The organism is Flavobacterium gyeonganense (genome assembly GCF_029625295.1).
Lineage (GTDB): Bacteria > Bacteroidota > Bacteroidia > Flavobacteriales > Flavobacteriaceae > Flavobacterium > Flavobacterium gyeonganense.
Window position 1 is genome coordinate 38751 of record NZ_CP121112.1, and the last position, 21008, is coordinate 59758.

Here is a 21008-nt window from a genome sequence, read left to right on the forward strand (position 1 = left end):
AGACAAAGCTTCAGGGAAACCCGGAGCTTTTTTTATTTAAATAATTTCGAACTTATACGAACAAAAAAATTGTAAGGTGTGGAACAATGCACATTTTGAAAATACTTTACATTGGGAGAAGCAAAGTATTTTTACTTCCTATCCACCGAAATCATATTTGACTTATCTTCAATTACAATTTTAACTTTATAATGCACACTTTTATCTCTGTGAAAATTGGATGATATTGTATAGATAACAGGTCCTTTTGAAAAATCCTGCTGGTCACCAATAGAGGGCAAGATACTGTATTTATTGTGGTCTAAATCGAATTGTTTTAAGCTCAGCATCAAACTCTGATGTACAGTGGGAATGGTTATTTCAATCTCCCCATATTTTTTTTCTTCTCCTTTCACTAATTCAGGATGCACTATTTTGATGTTCATAAGGGAAACTTCAGATAAAGGAAAGCTTTTCAACTGGGCATTTTCTAATTCCGGATCAGGTCTCATTTCATTTGAATCTTCTCCCTGGCATGATACCATCAGAAAAAAACTAATGAACTGAAATAATAAAAAAAACTTGGCTGTTTGGATCTTCATAGTTAACGAGCTTTATAGATTTGATACAATTAGAAGCGCTATTCCGGGAATACAGTTACTCTTTTTTTTCAGAGTAAAAAATAAAAACAGATATTGGTTTAAATTGACTTGTCATGAATTATTTTCTTTTTCATAAAACAATTATTTTGTAATCATTTACGACACAAATTAGTGAAAAAAATATTTATTTTATTACAATTCAACCTCGTTTTTCTTCCATTTTTTCAAAACTTTGTGATATTACAATCTACTTTTCTAAAGAAAATGAAATCATTATAATCACGATTTTGATTAATTTTTTAAATCGATTCAAGTCATCATTCAAAATTTCTATCCCTTCTGTAAATCTTCAAAGTTGAAGGTTGTTTCACTAATTAATACATATATTCAGATCTTAAACTTTGATGCCATGAGCATTTCTTAAAAAACAACTACTTTACATTTCACATAACTTAGAAAATATCTATTAAAACAGCTTGTTTCATTTTACATTTTCATGTTTCATTTTATAATTTGAAACCTGTTTTATCTAAATTTTGTAAGTAAAATTATTACAAACACATACCTTTAGCTAAAATTTCTACTACAATTTAAATCCCACAATTACATCACACTTAACCATCATTATCAGATTTTACCTGATAATAAATAAAGTCGCATTATTAATTATTTCAGTTTTTATTACATCTGAAATAATTAAACGTGCTGTAGCCACTTAGCATTTGAGAAGGCACAATGCTAATTATATCTTACATATAAAAAGCAAAATTTAAAACATGTCATACCTAAAATTCAATTAAGATGATTTTCGAAGTAATTCAGATTATTACGGAACAAGTAAACAACTATCTCGATGAAATTGGGCTGGATAAATCTGTTGTTGCTGAAAACATTGCTTTTTTAGAATCACAAAATGACGAAGTTTCTAAGGCTTTAAAAGATGGAGTTGCACTTACTTTAATCAATTTGGATGAAGAAACAACTTTGAAAAACTTTCCAAATCATACAATTAAAAACGAAAAAACAATTTATAAAAACAGTATTATCAATTTAAATCTGTACTTACTATTTAGTGCCAATAGAGACTTTTACGTCAATTCTCTTAATGATATTTCAAAAATTATTGAGTTTTTTCAAGGAAAAAAACTTTTTACGCAGGCCAATACTATTTATAACAGAAACAGCATTACGATGAGCAATGTGGACAACTTCAGATTTACAGTTGAACTCTACACCCCCACTTTTGAAGAATTAAATTATATCTGGGGGACATTGGGCGGCAAGCAGCTTCCATCGGCTTTATATAAAGTCAGTATGATACAAATTGAACGCAATATTGCACAAGCTGAAGGACAGCTTATCAGTAAAGTAAAAGGGACAACCAAAACAAAAGAACAGTTATGAGTTTTTCTATTACATATGGTTTGTTGTTTGAACTAACATTTCGTCATAATTATTTTTTGAATAATGGAGAAGAAATTTTTGCAACTATGTCAAATGATGATAAAGAAAAAATGCTAAAACAATTTGATACAGACTTTTTCACCACGATAAAGCCAACCTTAGAGACCTGTAATTTATTTAAAAACTATAAAATGGTATTCAAAAAAACCAAAACAGGTTTTAAGGTATATATAAAAGTAAAAGAAACTGATGAAGCATATCCATTTATAAAAACTCCGGTTGATTTGAATTTGAATTTTTTAATTAAGATTAATGATTATCAATTTGAGAATTATACTAATCTGGACTTTACTCTTAATCAATTATACTTGTTTAGCAATGTTAAACCCTTAACCGAGCCGGTTTCATTTGAATACATTCCAAAGGTAAATGACAATAAATTAATTTCAAATTCCTATTTGGTATCCCAAGAAACAACGGTCAATTTAATTTCAACACTAGAGCCTTCAGAAAAACAAGATGTTTTCGGAATCATTTCTTTAACTCTCAAGGCCGATAATGTTGCCGGAAATATTGTAACGAATGGAGGCAAAATGCTAAGTCCGAATTTCAAAATTCATTTTGATAACCGAAAAACACTTTGGAAATACATCAATCGAAAAACGGCGGTCGAAATTGCAACCAACACGCCAAAACCACTAACACGTTCTGGTTATGTTGAACTTGATCCTATCACTGATTTTACGCCTTCACAACCAGCAGACAGTCAATATCCTAATCCATCTGTTAAGTCAATAATAAAAGTCAATAGTGACTACTATTCTGAAATATTTATTTAAATAATTAAAAAACAATTGATCATGGCAACAACTTACAAAACACCCGGGGTATATGTTGAGGAAATCGTAAAGTTCCCTCCTTCTGTTGCTCAGGTAGAAACAGCAATTCCTGCTTTTATTGGCTATACTGAAAAGGCTGTAAAAAAAATAGAAAACGATTTGAGTCAGGCTCCTACACGAATCACATCTCTATTGGATTATGAAACCTATTTTGGCCTGGCATACCCTGAAGATACTATTACAGTAGATGTTACAGATGTTGTAACGGATAATGTCTTAACAGAAAGAAATATCGTGGTGAATCGGCCCAGCGCTCCAAAACCATTTTTAATGTATTATGCACTTCAAATGTATTTTGCAAATGGCGGAGGTCCTTGCTATATCATTTCTGTAAATAATTATGAAGATGGCTCCGGAAATCAAAATTCTGTTCTTTTTGATGATTTGAATGATGGATTGGGTTTATTAGAAGCTGAAGATGAACCAACCCTAATCTTGTTTCCGGATGCAAAAGCATTAACTACTGATGAATTTTATACCTTATATTCAAATGCCTTAATGCAATGTCACGATCTTCAGGACAGATTCACTATTCTTGATACTTATACATCCAGTGATATTGGAACTGACTCTCAAACATTAAGAAATAAAATTTCTCTTGAAAAAGATTATTTGAAATACGGAGCCGTTTATTATCCTTATCTGGATACTATCCTTGATTACCGATACAATGAAGATGATATTTTAATTAAACATATTACCAATGTTCCAGACGCTATTTCCACAGCTTTAAGCGAAGTTCAGGGGATCTTAACCTCTATTCCACTCACTGTTACAAACTTAATTGATGTAACTGATGATGATACAGATGGTACAAACGACTTAATAGAAGGAAGCATAGCAAAAGTTTTACATTATATCGACGATGCTGCAGGATATGACAATACAGGAGCAGGATCATTTACAGTAGCAAAAACAACTGCATTCATTCCTCTTTTAGAAACCTTAACAGGGCATTTAAGCACCTTGATTTCGGCTAAAGAAAAAATTCAAAATGCTGCCAATTCTGCCATTGCCTCTGTAGAAGAAGCTGCCGGAGCTGGAAATGATCTTCAGGCTGCATTAAACACTTTCATTGGTTTATTTGAAGGCAATAACAAAATTGAAAAAGTCAGAGACAACCTGGTAGATTTAACGGCAAAATTAAAGGCTGCAAATACACCTCTGAAAGTACAGCAAAATGTAAAAAGCAATACGGTCAACATAATTTCAGAAATCTCTAAGCTTTTGGCTTTTAGTGCACCGGCTTCAATAACTGATTTACCGGACAATGCTTTGGTCATTACAACTGACGTATTCAATCTTTCATCAGGTACAGATGACATCGTTACCCTTATTACAAATATTAAAGATGAAATCACACTTCTTAATAATACTGATATCAATAATGGAGCAATGAATGGTCGTTACCTTGGTGATATAGAAGGTTTAGATAATAAATCATACAACGCTATAAAAGCAGAAATTTTAGCGCTTCCTCTTACACTTCCTCCAAGTAGTGCTGTAGCCGGAATTTATGCACGTGTTGATTCTAACAGCGGAGTTTGGAAAGCGCCTGCAAATGTGGGAATAAATTATGTAGTAAAACCTGCCTTGAAAATAACTAATGTTGATCAGGACAATCTTAATGTTGATACCGTTGGCGGTAAATCTATTAATGCCATTAGAAGCTTTACCGGTAAAGGAACCTTGATTTGGGGGTCAAGAACCCTTGCTGGTAATGACAATGAATGGCGCTATGTTCCTGTTCGACGTTTCTTTAATATGGCCGAAGAATCTATCAAAAAAGCAACGGAACAATTTGTATTTGAACCTAACGACGCCAATACCTGGATTAGAGTAAGAGCCATGATTGAGAATTTCTTAATTCTTCAATGGAGAGCCGGAGCACTTGCCGGAGCAAAACCCGAACAGGCATTTTATGTAAGAGTTGGCCTTGGACAAACAATGTCTGCTTTAGACATTCTGGAAGGAAGAATGATTGTTGAAATCGGAATGGCAGTAGTGCGTCCGGCTGAATTTATCATTTTACGTTTCTCTCACAAAATGCAGGAATCTTAATTAAATATCAACATTAAAAATATAAATCATGAGCTATCCGCTACCAAAGTTTCATTTCTCAGTTGACTGGAAAGGAACAAAAATAGGATTTACAGAAGTTTCCGGATTAGATGTAGAAACTGAAGTTATTGAGTACCGTCAGGGTGCAAGTCCTGAATACAGTAAAATTAAAATGCCCGGCATGCAGAAATACGCTAACATTACATTGAAAAGAGGGACATTTGCAAGCGATAACGAATACTACGCATGGTGGAACACTGTAAAGTTAAACACCATTGAAAGAAGAGATATTACGATCAAATTACTCAACGAAGACCATCAGCCTGTAATTACCTGGAAAGTAAAAAATGCATGGCCGACTAAAATTCAATCAACTGATTTGAAGGCTGATGGAAACGAAGTGGCTATTGAATCTATGGAATTGGTTCACGAAGGGTTATCCATTCAAAATGATTAGTTATGGCTAATTATTATCCTCCAGTTGGTTTTCATTTTTTAGTTGAATTTGAAGGTCTTGGTTCAAAAGAAAAAGACCATCAGTTTCAGTCGGTTTCCGGTTTGTCTGCCGACATTGAAACAGAAGAAATTGCCGAAGGTGGAGAAAATAGATTTAAACATAAACTTCCGGTAAAGACAAAATATCCAAACCTGACTTTAAAACGAGGAATGCTTATTGATTCTGTTGTTATTGACTGGTGCCGTGATGCGATAGAAAACTTCTCTTTCAAGCCCGTAAACCTGACCATTAAACTGCTCAATGAAGAGCATCAGCCTTTGATTTCATGGAACGTGGTTCATGCCTATCCTGTAAAATGGGCCGTTGAAGATTTTAATGCTGAAGAAAGCAAGCTCGTTGTCGAAAACTTTGAGCTTACCTACAATTATTTCACCTTAATTAAAAGCTAGTTATGCCAATAGAAATAAAAGAACTTCACATTAAAATTAACGTGAACGAAGGATCAAAACAATCGCCTCCGCCCAATGCTCCAAAAAACAAAGACGAAGACCCTGTAGCAGAATGTGTAGAACAAGTAATGAAAATCATTGAACGTAAAAAAGAACGCTAATCATGTCAGGAGAATTAGAAAAACTAAAAGTAGTTGCTTATAGTGACCCGGAATTCAATAAAAAGATTGCTGACGGCGAATTTTCTACGCTGATGAATCCTGAGAAGTATACCTATCACTATAAAATCGAAACAGATGATACTCAGGCTTCGGGAACCAGTACGGTTTCTCCCAGGTTTAATAAAAAATTACCTGAAAACCTTGAGCTTGATTTTGTCTTTGACCGTTCAGGAGTAATCAATGGTTTTGCCAGTTCTGACGATGGAATTATTGATGATATTGAAAAATTTAAAAAAGTCATCCTGGATTACAACGGAGATGAACACAAGCCGAATTATCTCATAATTTCCTGGGGAACATTGCTTTTTAAAGGCGCTTTAACCGAAATGGATGTAGAGTTTAAGCTCTTTAAGCCAGACGGAACTCCAATAAGGGCAGTCGCAAAAGCAAAATTTCAGGGATTTGTTGAAGATAATTTAAGAGCAGCCAGAGAAAACAATAAATCGCCGGATCTAACACATTACAGAATTGTAAAAGAAGGCGATACACTGCCTTTGATGTCTTACAATATTTATGGTGACTCTAAATATTATCTGGAAGTTGCCAGAGTGAATAACATAATCAATTTCAGAAAACTAAAAACCGGGCAGAAACTATTCTTTCCGCCATTACAAAAACAATCCTGATGAACAACAGCGGAGTCATACAAACCAGTAAAAGCGCTGATTTAGTAACGCATAAAATTTTAATTGATGGGACAGAACTATCTAAAACCTATCAGGTAAAAAGCATTGTGGTACAAAATGAGGTCAACAGGATTCCATTAGCCCAAATTGTTCTGGTAGACGGAGAAGCTTCACAAAGGGACTTTAAACTGAGTAATGAAGATGTATTGATTCCTGGAAAAAAAATCGAAATAACAGCCGGCTATCACAACGACGAAGAAACGATTTACAAAGGAATCATCATTAAACATTCGATCAAAATAAAAAGCAGTGCGTCTTTATTAATTATAGAATGCAAGGATGAAGCCGTAAAATTAACCATCGGAAGAAAGAGCAAATATTTTTATGACGTAAAAGACAGCCAAGCTTTTGAAGAAATTATTGATGCTTACGGATTGGATAAAGACGTTGAAACTACTAATTTTAGTCACAAAGAGCTGGTTCAGTACAATACTTCCGATTGGGATTTTATAGTTTCAAGAGCGCAGGCTAATGGCAAACTTTGTTTTGTTGAAAACGGAAAAATAAAAATCAGCAAACCCAATGTTAGTTCATCTCCTGTAGAAACGGTTACTTTTGGTTCTACTTTGCTTGATTTTGATGCCGAGATTGATGCCCGTAATCAATTTGCCAAAGTCTCTTCATACAGCTGGAATTACACCGATCAGGAATTGGTAGAAATTGAGGCCAGCGATCCGGCTGTGAGTCTGAACGGGAATCTTTCTGTTTCTGATTTGTCTAAAATCATCGATCTTGAAAATCTTGAATTACGTCACGGCGGAACCATTACAGAAGTAGAACTTCAGGATTGGGCCGATTCTAAATTACTGTTTCAGCAATTGTCTAAAATTCGCGGAAGAGTCAAATTTCAGGGTATTCCGGCTGTAAAACCCAATACTATAATTACACTGGAAGGCGTTGGAGACCGATTTAACGGAAATGCTTATATCACAGGAGTCTTTCACGAATTATCCGAAGGAAACTGGACAATTGATGCCCAATTTGGACTAAATCCCGAATGGTTTTCTGAAACATTCGACATTCATACACCAACCGGCTCCGGAATTATTCCGGCTATAAAAGGGCTGCATGTTGGAATTGTTACTCAACTCGAAGAAGACCCAAACGGAGAAGACCGCATTTTAGTAAAAATTCCGATTATAAATAATAACGAACAAGGCATTTGGTGCCGGGTAGCTTCGCCGGATGCAGGAGATAAAAGAGGAGTTTTTTTCAGGCCCGAAATTGAAGATGAAGTCATTATCGGTTTTATCAACGAAGATCCAAACAACGCCATTGTTTTAGGAATGCTTCACAGCAGCGGAAAACCCGCTCCAATTACAGCTTCTGATGACAATCATCAAAAAGGAATTGTAACCCGAAGCGAAATGAAGGTTTTGTTTGACGATGAAAAAAAGTCAATCGCAATTGAAACCCCTGCCGGGAAAAAAGTGACACTTGATGAAGATCAGGGCATCATAAAAATTGAAGATGAAAACTCAAACGTAATCACTATCGACAGTAACGGAATTAAAATGGAAAGTGCCGGAAATATTGAATTTAAAGCCACGGGGGATGTAAAAATCGAAGGAACAAATGTTTCCATAAATGCGAGCGCACAATTCAAGGCAGAAGGAAGCGGTGGTGTAGAAATGTCATCGGGAGCCACTGCCATCTTAAAAGGAAGTATCGTACAAATAAATTAAAGTTATGGGAGCACCGGCCGCCAGAGTTTCAGATATGCATGTTTGCCCAATGGTTACGGGTACAGTTCCACATGTAGGGGGTCCTGTTTTACCTGCCGGTACACCAACCGTTTTAATTGGCGGAATGCCTGCCGCATGTGTTGGCGACATGGCCACTTGTACGGGTCCGCCAGACAGTATTATTGCAGGTTCTGCAACTGTTTTAATTGGAGGCAAACCTGCTGCAAGAATGGGTGATTCAACAGCACACGGCGGTTCAATAGTCGCCGGATTAGCAACAGTATTAATTGGTTAGTATGGAAACAGCACAAGATTTTTTAGGTATTGGATGGAGTTTCCCACCTGAATTTAAAGAAAGTATAAAAACAGTAGCCATGCTTACTGATGAAGACGATATTAAAAGCAGTCTGGAAATTTTGCTTTCAACTAAAATTGGCGAACGCATTATGCAGCCCAAATATGGATGTAATATGGATGAATTATTATTTAATCCATTGAATCGTACTTTAAAAACATTCGTTTCTGAATTGATTAAAACGGCTATCCTGTACCACGAACCCAGAATCGATGTTGAGAAAATCGACATAACAAAAGGCGACGATTTGACAGGTGAATTGTTGGTACTTATTGACTTTAAAATTCGCACTACCAATTCGAGAATAAATATGGTTTATCCATTTTACCAACAAGAAGGTACCAATTTATAAATTGTTAAAAAATGAGTAATTGTAATACTATATTGAGTGTTTTGACTTCTAATGGCAGCGACCAAAAGCAACGTCATATCAGTGCGTTACAACCTGAAAGCATTCGCCTTAATGATTTTGAAGTAACAGACTGGATTTTATTTGCACACAATTTCTCTGAATATGTAAATTATTTTGAAACTTCAAATCCCGATAAACCATCAAACGACTGGAAACCTTTTTTTGATTTTTTTAAATGGAATGGCGAAAAACCATCTATAGAAAATCAATTGAAATTCGAACGGGTTAAAAAAGAACTGACTGATTTAATCGAAGAGAACAAAAAACAGTTTGCCATTACGCCACATTTAACTTTGTTCCTGACTTTTCTGATACTCTTAGAAAACAGCAAAAAAAGATACAACGACCTAACGAAACGCCATCTTGACTTTTATTACAAAGAAATTTTAAATATTGATAAGCTACCTGCAACGCCGGATAAGGTGTATCTTATTTTTGAATTGGCCAAAAACGCCATTCAGGAAAAAATTGACACAAAAACCGGTTTTGATGGTGGCAAAGATTCCCTGGGCAAAAACAGAAATTATTACTCTAACAATGAATTAATAGCCAATAAAACGGTTGTTTCGTCCTTAAAAAGTATCTACAACGATGTTGATTCTAAAAAAATAAAAGCAAGTCCAATCGCTAATTCTTACGACGGTTTAGGAGCCGCTTTTCCAGATAAAAACAATACACAATGGTGGCCTTTTGGCTATGTTGACAACACAAGTCCTTTACCGGAACTACCAAATGCTGTAGTTGGTTTTGCAGTCGCTTCTCCTATTCTCCTTTTAGCAGAAGGAAAACGAAGTATTCAAATGAGTTTTACTTTTAAAAATAACATTACTGCGATTGTAACTCCAGCAGCCATTAAAGAGTGTGTAAGCCTTGAGTTGACTACTTCAAAAAAATGGCTGCAGGTTTCTGAAATTGCATCATCACTAACCATAAAATCCGGCAGTAGCTATATAACTTCTGTTAGTGGAAAAGTAATGAAAATTGCTTTCCTTTTAGATGAAAGTGCCGATGCTGTTACAGGCTACAATCCAAAAATACATGGAGAAAAATTTGCTTTAGATCTTCCCGTTGCAAAATTTTATCTCGACATTACCAAAACAAATGGCTATGATGTTTATAAATCATTAGCACAAAACCAATTAGAAGCTATTATCATAAATGTTGATGTTCAAAATGTTCAAAATGTTGTTTTAGAAAATGACCACGGTTTAATTAATACTGCAAAACCATTTTTCCCTTTTTCAACCCAGCCTGTCGCTGGTTCTAATTTTCAGATAAAATACGGTGAGGCTTTTACCAAAAAATGGGACAATATCAACATCGATTTATTTTGGAAAAATACTCCTGCTGATTTTGTAGAACATTACAAAGCCTACAAAACCACCGCTGTAAATACGATTAGTGTAAGTGATTTTAAAACTAGTGTATTAAACTCTTCTAATGGGTTTTTAAATACTAATGGCATTGTAACATCTAATAGTTATTTTCAATTTCAACCCGCTGTTTTGTCTAATAATATCTGGCAGAATTATGGAAGCGCAGGTACTTTATTTACGACAGTAAGTCCGTTTAAAACGTCATTGACTGTTGCCAATTCTAATTATATAACAGAAAAAAACGGCCAGTTAAAACTAACCTTAACAAAATCATTTCTACATAATTTATATCCAAAAATTTATGCTCTGGCACTTTCTACAGATAATGATTATGTAGTAATTCCAAACGAACCTTATACTCCTTTGGCTGAAAAACTTATTTTAAATTATACAGCTTCAGAAACTACTTATTTTACCGTTTCGGCAGCGCAGAATCTTCAGGATATTTACAGTAAAAACCCGGCAAAACTATTCCACATTCACCCCTTTGGATATTCAGAAGAACATAGTTATCTGAAATCGGTTTTGGATTATGTAGAAAACAAAAATTCCTACCTACTACCTACCCACTGTAAAGGCGGAGAGTTGTTTATTGGTTTAGAAAACGTACAGGAATTACAACAGATAACATTATTATTTCAGGTATTGGAAGGAAGTGAAAATCCGCTGACACCTTCTTTTACAGGAAAACAGAAAATAGAATGGTCCGTTTTAGGAAACAATGAATGGCGCGTTCTCAATTATGATGATATTTTACTGAATGAAACCGACAACTTATTGCGATCGGGAATTTTAAAATTTGGCTTACCAAAAGAAGCGGCACAAAATAACACCAGGCTTCCTAAAAATTACATTTGGCTTAAAGCCAAAATGCATAAAAAATTCGATGTTGTATGCAAAATGATTGGCATTCATTCACAGGCAGTTTTAGCGGCTTTTGAAGATAATGCTAATGATTTATCACATCTGAATACCGGAATACAAGCCCAGACAATTTCTAAACTGCTGCAAAGATTAAGTAATGTAAAATCAGTTACACAGCCTTATAACAGCTTTGATTACAAACCCGAAGAATCAGATCCTGATTATTACAGAAGAATTAGCGAACGGCTTCGTCATAAAAACCGAGCTGTTACCATGTGGGATTACGAGCATATCATTCTTCAAAATTTCCCAGAATTATATAAGGTAAAATGCCTTAACCATACAAGTGAATCATCTTATCAATCCCCCGGAAATGTAACACTTGTTGTAATTCCGGACACGGTAAATAAAAACGTATTCGATATTTTTCAGCCCAGGGTAAGTACTGCTACACTTAACAAAGTCAAAAAACATATTGATCAACTAAATTCGATCCACATAAATACATACGTAATTAATCCTGATTATGAAGAAGTTACGATTGATTTAAAGGTAAAATTCAAACCGGGTTATGATGAAAATTTTTATCTGCAGCAGCTCAATTCAGACATTATAAAATTTTTATCACCCTGGGCGCTTGACAAAAATATTCCAATTGCATTTGGAGTCGGTATCCATCTAAGCCAGCTTATCAATTACATTGAAAAATTAGGTTATGTTGATTACCTGCAAGATGTAAAACTCTTAAAAAACGGAGCCTTGTCTGATAAAGTTGCAGTTCCTTCGAATCCAAAATCAATTTTAGTTTCGGCAAAAAATCATTTTATAAGCACCAATGTAACACAATGTACTGTTAAAAATATAGAACCTCAGGAAGAATGTCAACTCTAAACCAACATATTAGCATCCCAAAAAATGTCAATTCTAATGATGACATGAGTTTTGAATTCCTTCGAAAAAAAGGAATTGAATACATTGAATCATTAGGAAGCCGTTTTTGGACAGATTATAACACACACGATCCCGGAATTACGATTCTGGAAGTGCTTTGTTATGCCATTACCGATTTGGGGATGAGAATCAACCTTCCTATCGAAGACTTATTAAGCAATAACTCTAAACCAATTGAAGAACAGTTTTTTAAAGCTGCTGAAATTTTACCAATGCAGGCTGTTACAGCTCTTGATTACAGAAAAATCCTAATTGACATTGATCCCAAAAGAATCAAAAACTGCTGGCTTCAAAAAACATCCAAAAAATTATTTGTCAATTGTAAAGAGGCGAAAATTTCGCTCAAAAGAGAAGATTTTTCAGCTACTCCGGATATTTTTATCAAAGAATCGCAAATCAAAGGGTATTACAATATTCTGATAGATTTTGACGAAAAAAATCTGGCTGAAAAAACATTGCTTAAATCTCAAATAATCGAAAAATTTCACGCAAACAGAAATCTTTGTGAAGATGTTTTAGAAATAAAAGAAGTTGAAGTTCAACCCATTGCTGTTTGCGCTTTAATCGAATTAGAACCACAAGCGAATGAAGAATATATTCATGCGCTAATTACTTTCGAATTAGAAAAATATTTATCACCAGGTATCAAATATTATTCATTAGCCGAAATGTTTGAAAAAGGTTATACAACGGATGAAATTTTTGATGGCCCTTTTCTGGATAATGGTTTTATTGATACTGTTGAATTAGAAAATTCATCTTTAAAAACCGAAGTACGTCTTTCGGATATTATGCAGATTATCATGAATATAAAAGGTGTAAGCGTGATTAAAGATATTTCGCTTAACAACTGCGAAGCCATAGAAACTGAAGGCAGCGTATGGAATATCTGTATTCCGGCAAACAAAAAACCAAGTCTCTGCCATAAAACCACTTTAAATTTCAGCAAAGGTGTTTTGCCGGTTACGGTTAACAAAACAAAGGCAAAAAAATATTTGGAAGATTTAAAAGATGATTTTGCTTACTCTCAACAAAATGCAGCTAAAAACAAAGAAATAAAAATTCCTCATGGCAAAATTACAGAAACTGATTTTTATACCAGTATTACCCATAATTTCCCTGAAAATTACGGCATTGGCGAAATTGGACTTTCCGAATCAGCAAGCGGAGAACGAAAAGCAAAAGCCAAACAATTAAAAGGATATCTTCTGTTTTTTGATCAGATTCTGGCTAGCTATTTCAAACATTTAAGCAACATCAAAGAATTACTTTCATTAAACAATAATCTGCCAAACACCTATTTTACTCAGGATATCTCTGATATGACTGGCTTTGAAGAAATTGTAAATGAGAAATATTTATCTGCAAATGAAGAAAAACTAAACGAATTGCTTTTTGGCGATCTCGATGACTCTGTTAAAAGACAAAACCAGATAAAAGATCATCTTATTGCACGATTTGCAGAACGATTTGCAGAATATGCTTTTTTAATGAAATCGTTATACGGTTCTGCTGCAGATGAAATTGTACTGCAAAACAAATCTGATTTTTTAATTAATTACGATACCATAAGCGGTAAAAGAGCCAGCGGATTTAATTATTTCAATCAGCCTGAATTGAATCTTTGGAACACTTTTAATGTGACCGGACTAGAAAACCGAATTGCAGGTTTGCTGGGAATTAGAGGTGACAGAAATCCAGTTACAGGAAAAAGAGGCATCAAAAGAAAAAATATTTCTGGTTTGTTTGTTCAGCTTTACGACCCAAGTCCGGGCATCACTCCAAATCTTTTTAGATGGAGAATTCGAAACAGTGCCAGTAAAATAATACTTACGGCAACTGAAGATTATGAGAATCAGCTAAAAGCTGTTAAAGAAATGTATTTTTCGATTCTGAAAATTTACGAAACAACCGAAAAAGAAATCGAACATGTATTTGAAACGCTTTTTGAAAACAGAGCGAACGGGATTCCTTTTAAAGATACGCTTATTAACACTTTTGAAGTAATAGAATCTGATACTCATAAATATTCTTTTCATATCGTAAATCCGGAATTTGCTGATGATATTAATAATCCTGACAGAATTATTGCCCGTCAATATAAGCTTCATCTCACCTTAGAAGAAGCAAAAACAGCCATGCTCGATTTATTAAAATTCTTTAAAGAAGAGTTCAGCGATGAAGGTGTTTTTTTGGTAGAGCATATTCTTTTAGTTCCAAATCCTGATGAAGCAATAGATGGAACATATTACATGCCTATATGTATAGACGATTGTTCAGATACTTGCTGTACGCCAAATCCGTATTCGTTTAAAATCAGCGTCATTTTACCTGGATATACGTATCGTTTCGCCGATGTTGATTTTAGAAATTTTGCCGAAGACATCATTCGGCAGGAAATCCCATCCCATATTCTGGGTAAAATCTGTTGGATTGGATATCGAAAAGATCAGATCACACCCAAAGACAATGATTTACTTGATTTTGAAAAGGATTTCAAAAATTTCCTTTTGGATAAAGCACAAAACAAACAAGATGCTTTACCAGAATTCATTAAGTCACTATCAAAATTAAACTCTGTTTATCCTACCGGCACATTGTACAATTGTGTCGATGAAGAAGAAGATATTTCAGGAAAAATAGTATTAGGAAGAACAAATTTAGGAACAATATAAATACAAGGTTATGGCAACAAAACTTACCACCATTACAGGACAATATCATAGTTACGTGGCAGATCAGGTTTTAACCCACTATCAGCTTAACGAAACTATTGATTATTTTGATGACCAAAATCGATTAAACAGAGTCTTTCTTATTGGTACAGGAATTATATGCGGGCTTCAGGTTTCGACCAATCCCGGATATTCTACCGTAAGTATAACACAGGGAAATGGAATTACCACCGACGGTGATTTAATAAAATTATCAACAAAACCTAATGTTGCGGGTCAGGCACTGGCAGCTGCCATTAAACAAAAATTGTCCTTAATAGATCTTCAAAAAATTGATTATAAATCCTATAAAGTTTTTGATACTGATAAAGGCAATTACGCTCATTTTAAAAATACCGGCAATGTACTTTTGCCAATGTGGGAATTACTGCCTGAAAAAGCACCCGGAACGGCTCCTGAAACAGGCGAATTACCATTAACAAGCTTTGTTAACTTAAAGAATCATGTTATTTTATTGTATCTTGAAAGCTATACTAAAGATGCTTCTTTATGCGACGAAGTGGATTGTTCTAACAAAGGCGGCGAAGAAATTTTTAATCTAAGGGTGCTTGTCGTAAGTCAGACCAACGCTAATACTATTATTGGTAAAAGCCCTTCTCCTGAAAGAGATTCTCTTTACAACAAATATGATGTTTTTCAAAAATACAGTACGCTTGAAGAATTGGGTGTAAAAAAAGTAATTCCAACTTTTAACAGCACTTCAACAGCTAATAAAATTAAACAGCTTTTTAACACTGTAGTCAATGATGTTTCGTTCAAATCAGACTTACTTGCTAATTTAGCCACTATACTTATACCTTTTGGTTATACTACGCAGCTTGCGGGCATTAATACCCGATTCAATACATTATTTACAATTGACCCAAATAATATTCCGGCAGATATTCATTATCGATACGATTTATTAAAAGATATTGTATCTACTTACAAAGAATTAAAAGACCTGTTCATTCAGATAAAATCAGAATGTAACCCTCCTATTGGTTCATTTCCAAAACATTTATTTTTAGGGTTTGTAGAAGATAATAATCGTTTTAAAGATTACAGACATCAGTTCTATAAAGCCTCAGCTTTAGACCAAAATAAAGCTTTCAGCAATTTTGATTCTTTGGTTAGAAGATTAAAGGGGATTTTAGATAACTATCAGGTTACGGCTAACATGATTAAAATTACGCCATCAAAAGCAATGGGCAAACTGGGTACAAAATCAGTTCCGTATTACTACAATGTCGACGATAATTTACTGCATGCCTGGGATTTTGAAAAAAGCAATATTTACATTCATAAAACCAATTTCAGTTATCATACCACAAACTTAGCTGACGACGATTACATCAAAACACCGCTAAGTTATTGTATAGATGATTATGATTTTTATCGGGTTGAAGGGTATTTGAACGATAGCGTCGATGATGTAAAAACGTTTCTTAATACAAAGAAAATAGAATACGGGCTTGATTTTGATTTTTATATTCTGGATGTGGTAGAAAATGCTGCGGATTTAAAAATCCTGTTCAACACCAATTATTCGTTTGAGCATAAAGCCGGTGTAAAAAAAGGCGGGACTTTATTGCTATTAAAATCCGGGACAACATTTATAACCGATTTTTCAATTGAAGGAAAAATAAGCCCTGACAACGGATTAGGATGCTGCACAATTAAAGGGTGTTCTTATCCCTGGATTAGTACATTACGTTATATCAACAACCTATCAAGAAGTCTGAGAGGTACTCAAAGTGAACGAATTGATATGCCAACGCATTACAAATTAAGCATAAAAAAATACGCTATAAATGGTGTTAACCTCATCACTGATAAAGTTACAATAAGCATTCCGTTAGATCAGATTCTGGCTCGTCGTTTACATGTCGTAATGGAAACACTTAACACCCGATTTCCAACCGGTCTTTTATTTGATTTTATCGAAGAAGAGAAAAAACTAAGGATAATGCGACTTGAAAAAGATGTATTTGAATTTGAAGTTCAGGACATCACACTTTCTATACGCACCCCAATTTATACATTTACAGAAAACGGAGTCCTTAAAAATGGCAAAGTTTTTTCATCAAATAAAATTACTTGTTCCATCTTTAATTCACACAAAGCAGATATTTATAAAAAAATCCATGCTAATTATGATCCAATCAACAAAGACGATGATAATTTTGGCCGCTTTAAAGAAGATTGGGAAAAATGGGGAGATCTGAGAAATTTATTACAAAAACATAATCTTACTCAGGAATATCCTAGATATCCTAAAGTTTTTAGTGATTTTGAAAATATTCCAATGATTTATGATAATTACAGAGAAGGAGATCCAAGAGATGTCGCTGGTCATTTACTACAGATTGCCAATCAAATCAGAGAAACAGACAATCGTATTATCAATATTTATATAGGAGGTGATTGGACAAGCGGAAACTGGGTTAATACCACCATGCAAAATTATTATTTAGATAACATCGATAATACAAACGATGACGTGGTATTGTTTATGAACTTGAGAAAAAAGATTCATAATGAAAGTAAATTGAGTAAATTCATGATTCACATTGATACTAAAAGAGATGTAAATCCTTCAAGATTTGAAACCCTGTTTGCTATGTACGCTAAAATAGCTGAGTTTTATTTCTATAAACCTACAGAAGGTTACTTTATAAAAATAGGAAGAGATCGTCAATCAAAAAGAGAAAACAGAGTTCCTGTTGACAAAAAAGTAATCAAACCAATTACAAACAAAAATCCAACAAAACCGGATGAGCCTAAATAAAAAAGCTTGAGAGCAATACCACAGTACGCTTCTCAAGCTTTAATGGGGTGTTGACATCGCATTACGATGCCTCTTTTTTCCCAGTACAACCTTACGGCTTTATACAAATATAGGAAAAAGTTTTTAAATTAAAAAAGAAATGACACAAAATTCTCATAGCATTCAAAAAGTTTTTTTAGAAATAGACACCAGCTCAATGGTGATGGCTAATTCTATCAAGAACAGCCTTGCTATGTTTCTGCAAAATGAGATATTTCCTTTACTTGAAAAATATTTTAACAGTATTAAAAACATTGAAAATCAAATAATTCAGATAGAAAAATTAGAAATTTTGATTGATTCAGATACAGAAAAAAAAGATATTTTATTTTCTAATTCTGAAACGAAAAACGACATAAAAAAACAAATCGAAAGAGAAATTCAGAAGTTTATAAATGACGCAGAAAAAAACTCAAAAAATGGACAAAAAAATGAACTGGAATGGAAGAGTATTTCTTCAAAAGACAAACAAATAAAAACGCTGCTTTATTTTATAGAAAATGGAAGTATGCCTTGGTGGATTTCAAAAGAAGAAGAAATTATATTTTTTAAAGAATTAAATTTCAATTCTCTTCAAAACGAAAACTTTAGTGCTTTATTTCGAAAATTAATTCATCAGGAAAAAGTTCAAAAAAGAATCATAAATCAGTTTTCAAATCAGGAAATTGCACTTTTGAGTACTACTTTTCTAAAATCAGAAACACAGCAAAAACCAATTTCAACAAACCGTTTATTACCATTACTCAATCAAAAAACACACCGTTTTAAAGTTTTATTCTGGCAGTCCGTTTTTGATTTTTGGATTGAAAAAAAACCAATTCATCTCATCAAATTTTATCATCAGGAACAAGCTCTTTTTTTATCCAAAGAAATCTCATTTAACCTTTTTTTTGAAAACATAAAATTGCTTGTACCATTAGATTTTACTAATGAAGAAATAATACAAATGAAAACGGATTATCTGACTTCTGAAAAAGAAAAAACGATTGCAAAATCAGATTCAGATTCAAAAAAAGACAAGCCCGAGCCAAAAAGTATCTTAATAAATGAGGAAGTTATAATCGAAGATAATCATCAGGATGACGATAACGGTTCTAAATCGTGCTATGTTCAAAATGCAGGTTTAATTATTCTGCATCCTTTTTTTAAAGAAATGCTAAAAAGCTGTGATTTGATGGATGACAACAACACTCTTTTAAACAAAGAGTTAGCAGCTCATATTTTGCATTATGCTGCAACAAAAAAAGAAAATGATTACGAGCATTCAATGCTTTTTGAGAAGTTTTTATGCGGGATTCCACTGCACGAATCCATACAAAGAAAAATTAAAATTGAAGATAAACATAAAAAGCAGGTTGAGGAAATGCTAGACTCGGTTGTCCTACACTGGTCAGCTTTAAAAAATACCTCAACGGCAGTTTTAAGAAGCGAATTTCTGCAAAGAGAAGGAAAATTAGATTTAAGCGAATCGAACCCAAAATTGTTTATTGAACGAAAAACGCAGGATCTTTTATTAGAAAAAATTCCGTGGAATATCAGCATCGTTAAAATTCCGTGGATACAAAAATTAATCTATACCCAATGGTAAAAAATAAGGAATTATGAGAGCATTTGACCAACGTAAAAAAGACAGCCCTGCCAAAACCAGTTTTTTTGGACCTAAAATTCAAAAAAAACTAAAAACAGGTACAGCAGGAGACCAATTTGAAGTGGAAGCTGACAGAGTTGCTGATAAAATAGTGAACAACAATTCGTCTGGTGGCGGGCTTTTGCAATCAAAAGATGAAGTACAACAAAAACCTATTTCAGAAACGATTTCTTCTGTTCAGGCTAAAGACATAAAAGACGAAGAACCAGTTCAAAAAAAATCCGATAAAAAAGAAGAAGACAAAAAAGTTCAGAAAAAAGCGGAAAAGAAAGAGGAAGAGAAACCAATTCAGGCTAAATGTGCCGAATGTGAAAAAGAAGATAAGGTTCAGAAAAAAGACAAAAAAGACGAAGAAAAAAAGGTTCAGAAAAAAGAACAAAATTCTGAAGCCGAAGTTCAGGACAATGAGCTGGAAGGAAAACTGGATAACTCAAAAGGAAGCGGAACCGGTATGGATAAAAAAACTAAAAGAGAAATGGAGTCCGGTTTTGGAAACGATTTCAGTAAGGTAAAAATCCACACCGATGCTAACGCAGTACAAATGAGTCAGGAATTGGGTGCGCAGGCTTTTACCAATGGCAATGATGTGTATTTTAATAAAGGAAAATATAGTCCTGATTCTAAAGAAGGTAAACATTTACTGGCACATGAATTAACGCACACTGTTCAACAAACCGGCGGCAAACAAAAGTCAGGAACTATACAAAAATCATCGATTAAGAATAATAAAACGCATCATGAAGATTTGCAATCAGAAAAACCGGAACCAAAATTTAAAGGCAATGATCCGCTTGAAAAAACCAATGATAATGAAATGTATGTCTCAAAAGGACAAAAAGGTACTTATGTTGCAGAATTACAAAAAGGATTGCTCAAAGCAGGTCAAAAATTACCAAATTATGGAGTAGACGGAGATTTTGGAAGTGAAACCCGAAATGCAGTAATAGGTTTTCAGAGCCAAAATTCGCTCGATAATATTGATGGAATAGTGGGTAAGGAAACAATTAGTGTTCTTGACAATACTCTGATAGAACTAAAAGATAAAAAAGATCCTGAGTCAAAAGACTGTGGTACTGCCGTAAAATTAAATTTATCCGGTTCTTGTTTTGACTATATGAACACGTGTATATCAGAAACTTTTTCGCCAGATAAAAGTAGTGCTTTAAAAATTGAAGTAGATGTTGATTATATGACTCCGCAACCTGACTGGATAAAAGAAGATGTAAGTATTCAGGTAATGAAATGTGGTACTTTCTTTGATACAAAAATTGGCTCGAAAAGAGTTTCTTCAGACAACATTCCTTTAAAAATGTCAGAAGAAATTAAAGGCGTTACTCCCGGGGATAAATATTACGTTAAAATATTCTCAAAATCAAGTTCAAAATTAAAAACATCCTATAACATAAGCCAATAGC

Annotated in this window: 16 protein-coding genes; 15 read left to right on the forward strand and 1 reads right to left on the reverse strand. The window is 33.9% G+C overall.

Annotated elements, in window-relative coordinates; genetic code table 11:
* Nucleotides 1–131: 131 nt before the first annotated feature.
* Nucleotides 132–581 carry a hypothetical protein gene (locus tag P5P89_RS00145; protein WP_278010198.1) on the reverse strand — a complete coding sequence of 150 codons (450 nt, stop codon included), beginning with the start codon at nucleotides 579–581 and terminating at the stop codon, nucleotides 132–134.
* Between the two features lie 801 nt (nucleotides 582–1382).
* Between P5P89_RS00145 and P5P89_RS00150 the strand changes: the two genes are divergently transcribed.
* The 15 genes from P5P89_RS00150 to P5P89_RS00220 all read left to right on the forward strand — a co-directional run bounded on the left by P5P89_RS00150 (nucleotide 1383) and on the right by P5P89_RS00220 (nucleotide 21007).
* Nucleotides 1383–1985, forward strand: a complete 603-nt coding sequence (locus P5P89_RS00150; protein WP_278010199.1) for a Pvc16 family protein — start codon at nucleotides 1383–1385, stop codon at nucleotides 1983–1985.
* Nucleotides 1982–2824, forward strand: coding sequence for a hypothetical protein (locus P5P89_RS00155; protein WP_278010200.1), 843 nt, complete (start codon nucleotides 1982–1984; stop codon nucleotides 2822–2824). Before P5P89_RS00150 ends, P5P89_RS00155 begins: the two co-directional genes overlap by 4 nt.
* A 21-nt stretch (nucleotides 2825–2845) precedes the next feature.
* A complete protein-coding gene (locus tag P5P89_RS00160; protein WP_278010201.1) occupies nucleotides 2846–4945 on the forward strand; it encodes a phage tail sheath C-terminal domain-containing protein in 2100 nt (699 codons plus the stop codon).
* 28 nt (nucleotides 4946–4973) lie between these two features.
* Nucleotides 4974–5402: a phage tail protein gene (locus P5P89_RS00165; RefSeq protein WP_278010202.1), complete on the forward strand. Its 429-nt coding sequence runs from the start codon at nucleotides 4974–4976 to the stop codon at nucleotides 5400–5402.
* A gap of 2 nt (nucleotides 5403–5404) precedes the next feature.
* Nucleotides 5405–5851 carry a phage tail protein gene (locus tag P5P89_RS00170; protein ID WP_278010203.1) on the forward strand — a complete coding sequence of 149 codons (447 nt, stop codon included), beginning with the start codon at nucleotides 5405–5407 and terminating at the stop codon, nucleotides 5849–5851.
* Nucleotides 5852–5853: 2 nt separating this feature from the next.
* On the forward strand, nucleotides 5854–6012 hold the full coding sequence (locus P5P89_RS00175) for a DUF5908 family protein (RefSeq protein WP_278010204.1): 159 nt from the start codon (nucleotides 5854–5856) through the stop codon (nucleotides 6010–6012).
* 2 nt (nucleotides 6013–6014) lie between these two features.
* Complete coding sequence (locus tag P5P89_RS00180) at nucleotides 6015–6698, forward strand: CIS tube protein (RefSeq protein WP_278010205.1); 684 nt, start codon at nucleotides 6015–6017, stop codon at nucleotides 6696–6698.
* Nucleotides 6698–8443 (forward strand): type VI secretion system tip protein VgrG, encoded by a 1746-nt coding sequence (gene vgrG / locus P5P89_RS00185; RefSeq protein WP_278010206.1) that lies wholly within the window; start codon nucleotides 6698–6700, stop codon nucleotides 8441–8443. The genes P5P89_RS00180 and vgrG overlap by 1 nt, the downstream gene beginning before the upstream one ends.
* Nucleotides 8444–8447: 4 nt before the next feature.
* Nucleotides 8448–8738, forward strand: coding sequence for a PAAR domain-containing protein (locus P5P89_RS00190; RefSeq protein WP_278010207.1), 291 nt, complete (start codon nucleotides 8448–8450; stop codon nucleotides 8736–8738).
* Nucleotide 8739: 1 nt separating this feature from the next.
* Nucleotides 8740–9150: a GPW/gp25 family protein gene (locus tag P5P89_RS00195; protein ID WP_278010208.1), complete on the forward strand. Its 411-nt coding sequence runs from the start codon at nucleotides 8740–8742 to the stop codon at nucleotides 9148–9150.
* A gap of 11 nt (nucleotides 9151–9161) precedes the next feature.
* Nucleotides 9162–12341: a baseplate J/gp47 family protein gene (locus P5P89_RS00200; RefSeq protein WP_278010209.1), complete on the forward strand. Its 3180-nt coding sequence runs from the start codon at nucleotides 9162–9164 to the stop codon at nucleotides 12339–12341.
* Complete coding sequence (locus tag P5P89_RS00205) at nucleotides 12329–15076, forward strand: hypothetical protein (RefSeq protein ID WP_278010210.1); 2748 nt, start codon at nucleotides 12329–12331, stop codon at nucleotides 15074–15076. The genes P5P89_RS00200 and P5P89_RS00205 overlap by 13 nt, the downstream gene beginning before the upstream one ends.
* Nucleotides 15077–15086: 10 nt before the next feature.
* Entirely contained in the window at nucleotides 15087–17906 is a 2820-nt protein-coding gene (locus P5P89_RS00210; RefSeq protein ID WP_278010211.1) for a hypothetical protein, read from the forward strand.
* A 139-nt stretch (nucleotides 17907–18045) separates the two neighbouring features.
* Nucleotides 18046–19533 carry a contractile injection system tape measure protein gene (locus P5P89_RS00215; protein WP_278010212.1) on the forward strand — a complete coding sequence of 496 codons (1488 nt, stop codon included), beginning with the start codon at nucleotides 18046–18048 and terminating at the stop codon, nucleotides 19531–19533.
* A gap of 13 nt (nucleotides 19534–19546) precedes the next feature.
* On the forward strand, nucleotides 19547–21007 hold the full coding sequence (locus P5P89_RS00220; RefSeq protein ID WP_278010213.1) for an eCIS core domain-containing protein: 1461 nt from the start codon (nucleotides 19547–19549) through the stop codon (nucleotides 21005–21007).
* Nucleotide 21008: the final 1 nt, after the last annotated feature.